The 5655-nt window shown below is 38.5% G+C and carries 7 protein-coding genes; 5 read left to right on the forward strand and 2 right to left on the reverse strand.

Annotation, left to right across the window (positions count from 1 at the left end; translation table 11 throughout):
• Both KH943_RS08985 and KH943_RS08990 read right to left on the reverse strand, forming a co-directional pair.
• A partial coding sequence (locus tag KH943_RS08985; protein WP_368493504.1) for a methylated-DNA--[protein]-cysteine S-methyltransferase occupies positions 1-312 on the reverse strand: 312 nt, incomplete at its 3' end.
• Positions 313-391: 79 nt separating this feature from the next.
• Positions 392-1777, reverse strand: coding sequence for a porin (locus KH943_RS08990; protein ID WP_304110163.1), 1386 nt, complete (start codon positions 1775-1777; stop codon positions 392-394).
• Between the two features lie 339 nt (positions 1778-2116).
• Between KH943_RS08990 and KH943_RS08995 the strand changes: the two genes are divergently transcribed.
• The 5 genes from KH943_RS08995 to hscB all read left to right on the forward strand — a co-directional run bounded on the left by KH943_RS08995 (position 2117) and on the right by hscB (position 5411).
• Positions 2117-2569 (forward strand): Rrf2 family transcriptional regulator, encoded by a 453-nt coding sequence (locus KH943_RS08995; protein WP_005706523.1) that lies wholly within the window; start codon positions 2117-2119, stop codon positions 2567-2569.
• Positions 2570-2630: 61 nt separating this feature from the next.
• Complete coding sequence (locus KH943_RS09000; protein WP_005706550.1) at positions 2631-3857, forward strand: IscS subfamily cysteine desulfurase; 1227 nt, start codon at positions 2631-2633, stop codon at positions 3855-3857.
• Between the two features lie 123 nt (positions 3858-3980).
• A complete protein-coding gene (gene iscU, locus KH943_RS09005) occupies positions 3981-4364 on the forward strand; it encodes a Fe-S cluster assembly scaffold IscU (protein ID WP_304110166.1) in 384 nt (127 codons plus the stop codon).
• 166 nt (positions 4365-4530) lie between these two features.
• Complete coding sequence (gene iscA, locus KH943_RS09010; protein WP_005706573.1) at positions 4531-4854, forward strand: iron-sulfur cluster assembly protein IscA; 324 nt, start codon at positions 4531-4533, stop codon at positions 4852-4854.
• Between the two features lie 11 nt (positions 4855-4865).
• On the forward strand, positions 4866-5411 hold the full coding sequence (gene hscB, locus KH943_RS09015; RefSeq protein WP_304110167.1) for a Fe-S protein assembly co-chaperone HscB: 546 nt from the start codon (positions 4866-4868) through the stop codon (positions 5409-5411).
• The last annotated feature ends 244 nt before the right edge of the window (positions 5412-5655 follow it).

Here is a 5655-nt window from a genome sequence, read left to right on the forward strand (position 1 = left end):
GCTAGTAATTGTGCCGTAGGGAATTTGGCGGAGGATTTTCCAAACCGATTGTTGGAATGCGGTACCTTGCGGGGTAAGAAAATCTAAATGCTGAAAATCGAGCTTTTCGCCTTGAAAATAGCGGTCTAAAATTTCGCGTGTTTTGCAAAAGATTTCATAAATTGCACCGCTTGTATTGCTAACGGGAATGAAATTTTCAATCTCAGTGGTAGACTGTTCTTCGTTAAACTCAATAGCAATTAGCCCTGTTTCTTTCGCGAGTAAGAGCAGATTGCCAACGGGAGAGGGGTAATATTGATAGCAAATCGTCATAATAAAAGAGATCCTAAAAAAGGGCATGTAATAAGTTTACACGCCCTTGTTTTGCAATACTATGTTAAATTTGAGTAAATTAGAAAGCGTAATTTACATTTACACCATATAAGTTAGCTCTTGATTTGACATTAAATACACCATGCTTATCTTCTACAAAGCGGTTATTTGATCCACGAAGATGGGCAAAACCAACATCTGTTGAAAGATTTGGAGTGAAGCGATAAGTCATACCTAAGCTATACCAAGTGCGGTCAGTATCTGGAATTGAAATAGATGGATTGTTAACGCTTGCATTTTCATCATGAGCAAGACCAACGCGTAAAGTTAATGCTTTATCTACATCATATGAAAGACCTAAGGCTACACGTGAAGCACTGCTATAGTTCTCGATTTTGCTAAATAATTTATTACCCGTATTACCATAAGCATCTAGGCTAGCGAAACGCTCCCACTCTGTATATTTGTAGCTAAATTGTGCTGCTAACTTATCTGTTAATTTGTGATAAGTAGAGAATTCCCAATATGCTGGCAAGTGAAGTGTTAAACTACCAGGGATTTCTTGTCCTGCAGTGGCTACGCTAACAGGCAATTGTATACCTAAAGTAGACAATTTAGAAATTAATGGATTTAAGGCCATTGGGAAAGCATTTGAATATTGCCCTTTAAATTTCACATTTACAGCTGAATGATAGGCTACACCAATTCGGTTTCTTTCATTGATTTCATAAAGTAAACCTGCATTCCAACCAAAGCTCCATTTATCGCCACTTAAACGTGAAACTTCAGTGCTATTGTTCATTGTATTTAAAGTTGCAGCAGCATTAGTGAGTGGCACAGCTAAAGAAGGATTTGTTGCAAGTAAAGTAGCAATAGCTGGGTTTGTTGTTAAACTTGAAGATAATAATTTACCTGCAGCACCTAAATGGCGAACTACTTCAGCTTCAGAATAAATAGCATTTAAGCCTGTGCCTACGCTCAATCCATAACCAACTTTATAAGCACTGCTTAAGTTTAAATTAACAGCTTTTAATTCGGTATTACCGCCAAATATTCCCGCATTGTAATCTGGTGAGAAACGAGATTTTAAGCCGTAGTTTACATTCATTCCCCCACCAATTGAGAAACGATCATTAATTGGTGTAGTAGCATATAGATTTGGCACGAGTGCACGAGGAATAATATTATTTTGAGAGGCATTGTAAATGTGACCGAAAGTACCATTTACATTAATTTTTGCATCAACCACTACACCACCAGCTGAAATCTCTACACGATCAAACTTACTCATTAACGCAGGGTTTGTTGCAATAACTGATGCATTGTCAGCTGCTGCAGCTGCTCCCGCATAAGCAGTACCTAAACCTGATGTTGAAACTTCTGCTAATTGGAATGCTGCTGCATTTACACCGCCTGCTACTAAAGTTAATGTTGAAGCAAGTAATGTTTTGGTAAATTTAGCCATGAATTGTCCTTTTGAAATCTTAAAATAGAAATATTATAGAGGGAAAAAATTGGCGGGAATTCTACGAAGTGAAATGATTGATTGCAACTCAAAAAGGGAGATCAAACAAGTGTTCCGACCAGTTGAAAGGGAACTTCTGCCTACTTTTCTATTTCGTTTTAAGTTTAAATTTGCCTTCAAAACCTCTATAATAGTAGGGAAATTCCTTATCATTTGGTGAAACCTTTTAAAATGATAAGTTTAAAACTGTTCAATATACTTGACTAAAATAGTCAACTCCATCAAAATTCAAGCACTTCCAATCTTTGATTGGATTTTTAATTAAATGAGGGCGAATTTATGAGATTAACGTCAAGAGGGCGTTATGCGGTGACGGCAATTTTAGATATTGCCATTCACGGTAAAAAAGAGCCTGTCAGTCTTGCGGATATTGCAGATCGTCAAGCTATCTCACTTTCTTATTTAGAGCAGCTTTTTGCACAGCTTCGCCGTGAAGGTATTGTGTATAGCGTACGTGGACCAGGTGGCGGTTATAAGCTCGAAAAAGAGCCGAAAGAGATTACCGTTGGGATGATTATTGCGGCAGTGAACGAAAATGTGGACGTGACTAAATGTAAGGGAAGTGGTAATTGCCGTAACGATTCTCGCTGCTTAACTCATACGCTTTGGGAACGTTTAGAAGATCAAATCGGGCAGTTCTTAAACACCGTGTCGCTTGACGATTTAGTTCAAGAAAATGCGGATCACGATTGTGGTAAGTCTCATTGCCACGAGCATCCGCATCAGCACTAAAATATAAGCAAAGATTTCATTAAAAATAACCGCTTGTAGCGAGTTAGGAGTAACTTAAAAAATGTCAGTAAAATTACCTATTTACTTAGATTATGCGGCAACTACGCCAATGGACGAACGCGTTGCCCAAAAAATGATGCAATATATGACCAAAGATGGCATCTTTGGTAACCCTGCTTCACGTTCGCACAAATTTGGCTGGGAAGCAGAAGAAGCGGTTGATGTTGCACGTAACCAAATCGCAGACTTAATTGGTGCTGATGCACGCGAAATCGTGTTCACTTCAGGTGCAACCGAGTCAGATAACCTTGCAATTAAAGGTGCGGCACACTTCTACCAAACTAAAGGTAAGCACATTATTACCGTGAAAACTGAACACAAAGCGGTGTTAGATACTTGCCGTCAGTTAGAGCGCGAAGGCTTTGAAGTGACTTACTTAGACCCAGAAGAAGATGGCTTGCTCGATTTAGAAAAATTCAAAGCAGCTATTCGTCCAGATACTATCTTGGTTTCTGTTATGCACGTGAATAACGAAATGGGTGTGATTCAAGACATCGCGGCAATCGGTGAAATCTGCCGTGCTAATAAAATCATTTTCCACGTTGATGCAACGCAATCTGTGGGTAAAGTGCCAGTAAATGTTCACGAATTAAAAGTAGATTTAATGTCATTCTCAAGCCACAAATTATACGGACCAAAAGGTATCGGCGGTTTATACGTTTGCCGTAAACCTCGTGTGCGTTTAGAAGCAATTATTCACGGTGGTGGTCACGAGCGTGGTATGCGTTCAGGTACATTGCCAGTTCACCAAATTGTGGGGATGGGTGAAGCATACCGTATCGCAAAAGAAGAGATGACCGAAGAAATGGCACGCTTAACCAAGTTACGTGATCGCCTATATAACGGCTTCAAAGATATTGAAGAAGTGTATGTAAACGGCTCAATGGAACCAGGTAAACGTGTAGGCTCAAACTTAAACATTAGCTTCAACTTCGTAGAAGGTGAGTCATTAATGATGGCATTACGCGACATTGCAGTTTCATCTGGTTCAGCTTGTACTTCTGCAAGTTTAGAGCCTTCTTATGTGTTACGTGCTATCGGTCGTGATGATGAATTAGCTCACAGCTCAATTCGCTTCACATTAGGTCGTTGGACAACGGAAGAAGAAATTGACTACACTATCGAATTAGTGAAAAAAGCGATTGTGAAATTACGTGATCTTTCTCCACTTTGGGAAATGTTCAAAGAAGGCGTAGATTTAAGTAAAATTGAGTGGAATCACCACTAATAAGATCAACTTCCCTCTTTATTAAAGAGGGATTGAGGGAGATTTGAAAAAATATCAACATCGGACAAATCTCCCCTACCCCCTCTTTACTAAAGAGGGGAACTAAATAGAGGAAAATATAAAATGGCATACAGTGAAAAAGTAATCGATCACTACGAAAATCCGCGTAATGTAGGTACATTCGACAAAGAAGCATCAGACATCGGTACAGGTATGGTTGGTGCACCTGCGTGTGGTGACATCTTACGCTTACAAATCAAAGTAAACGATGCTGGCATTATCGAAGATGCACGCTTTAAAGCCTACGGTTGTGGTTCTGCAATCGCTTCAAGCTCACTGATTACTGAATGGGTAAAAGGTAAATCTTTAGAAGAAGCGGGTGCAATTACAAATAGCGACATCGCAGAAGAGCTAGAATTACCGCCTGTGAAAGTTCACTGCTCAATTCTTGCAGAAGATGCAATCAAAGCAGCAATCGCAGATTACAAAGAAAAACAAGGTAAATAATTTAACAAGCGGTTGATTTTGCAAAAATTTTGCGAATTAAGACCGCTTGTATTTTGTAGGGGTGTCAGCTTGCCGACACACGCCTTTCGTGTGTGAAACAATGTTTCACACACTACAATGTTTCGTAAAATATGATTTTCTTCATTTAAGATATTAGGAATAGATTATGGCAATTACATTAACAGAAACCGCCGCAAACCGCGTGCGTACTTTCCTTGAAAATCGTGGTAAAGGCATTGGCTTACGCTTAGGCGTGAAAACCTCGGGCTGTTCAGGATTGGCGTATGTGTTGGAATTCGTTGATGTATTAAATGAAGACGATCAAATATTCGAGCAACATGGCGTAAAAGTGATTGTGGACGAAAAAAGCCTCACTTACCTTGATGGCACGGAGTTAGATTTTGTGAAAGAAGGCTTAAATGAAGGCTTTAAATACAGCAACCCAAATGTAAAAAATGAATGCGGTTGTGGTGAGAGTTTTAATGTGTAAGGGGTAAGAAAATGACTAACGCTTTTTTACTTTTCGGTTTGCCCGTGCAGTTTCAAATTGACCAAGTAGCACTTTCTGCCCGTTATTTAGAGCTACAAAAAGAGCTTCACCCAGATAACTTCGCAAGCAGCTCTACAGCCGAGCAACGTATTGCAATTGAAAAATCGGCTGATGTAAACCAAGCATTAAATGTGCTGAAAGATCCAATTTTGCGTGCCGAAGAGATTATTAAGATTGAAACGGGGGTAGAGAAAAACCTCGAAGAAAAAAGTATGCGAGATGTTGAATTCTTGATGCAACAGATGGAATGGCATGAAACCCTTGAAAGCATTGAACATAAAAAAGATGAAGAGGCTTTAATCCACTTTCTAAAACAGATCAAAGCAGAGCAGAAAAAAGTTTTAATTGAATTAGAAGAAACGCTAAATCAAAAAAATTGGCAGCAGGCAAACGCATTAACAGATCGTTTGCGTTATTTTAAAAAGCTGAATTCCGCCTTATTTTTAAGCAGGGTAAAAGCCGGGTGGTCGGCCCGGCTTTTTAGGAAGGTATTATGAATTTTTTTTGGGGTTTGTGTATTTCTTGTTTGCAGTTATTAGTATAAGCTTTATTTATTAACTTGATATTTATTTTTTGTTAACATTTTTTTACCAAAATCATTCTTTTATAAAGGAAGGGGTATTATGAATTTTATTTCAGTGTTTGTATTTTTCTGCTGTGATTATTAGTATAAACTTTATTTATTAACGCCGTATTTGTTTTTTGTAAATTTTTTACCTTAAGCGCATTATATTATAATTA

This window comes from Haemophilus parahaemolyticus (assembly GCF_018373095.1).
GTDB lineage: Bacteria > Pseudomonadota > Gammaproteobacteria > Enterobacterales > Pasteurellaceae > Haemophilus_A > Haemophilus_A parahaemolyticus_A.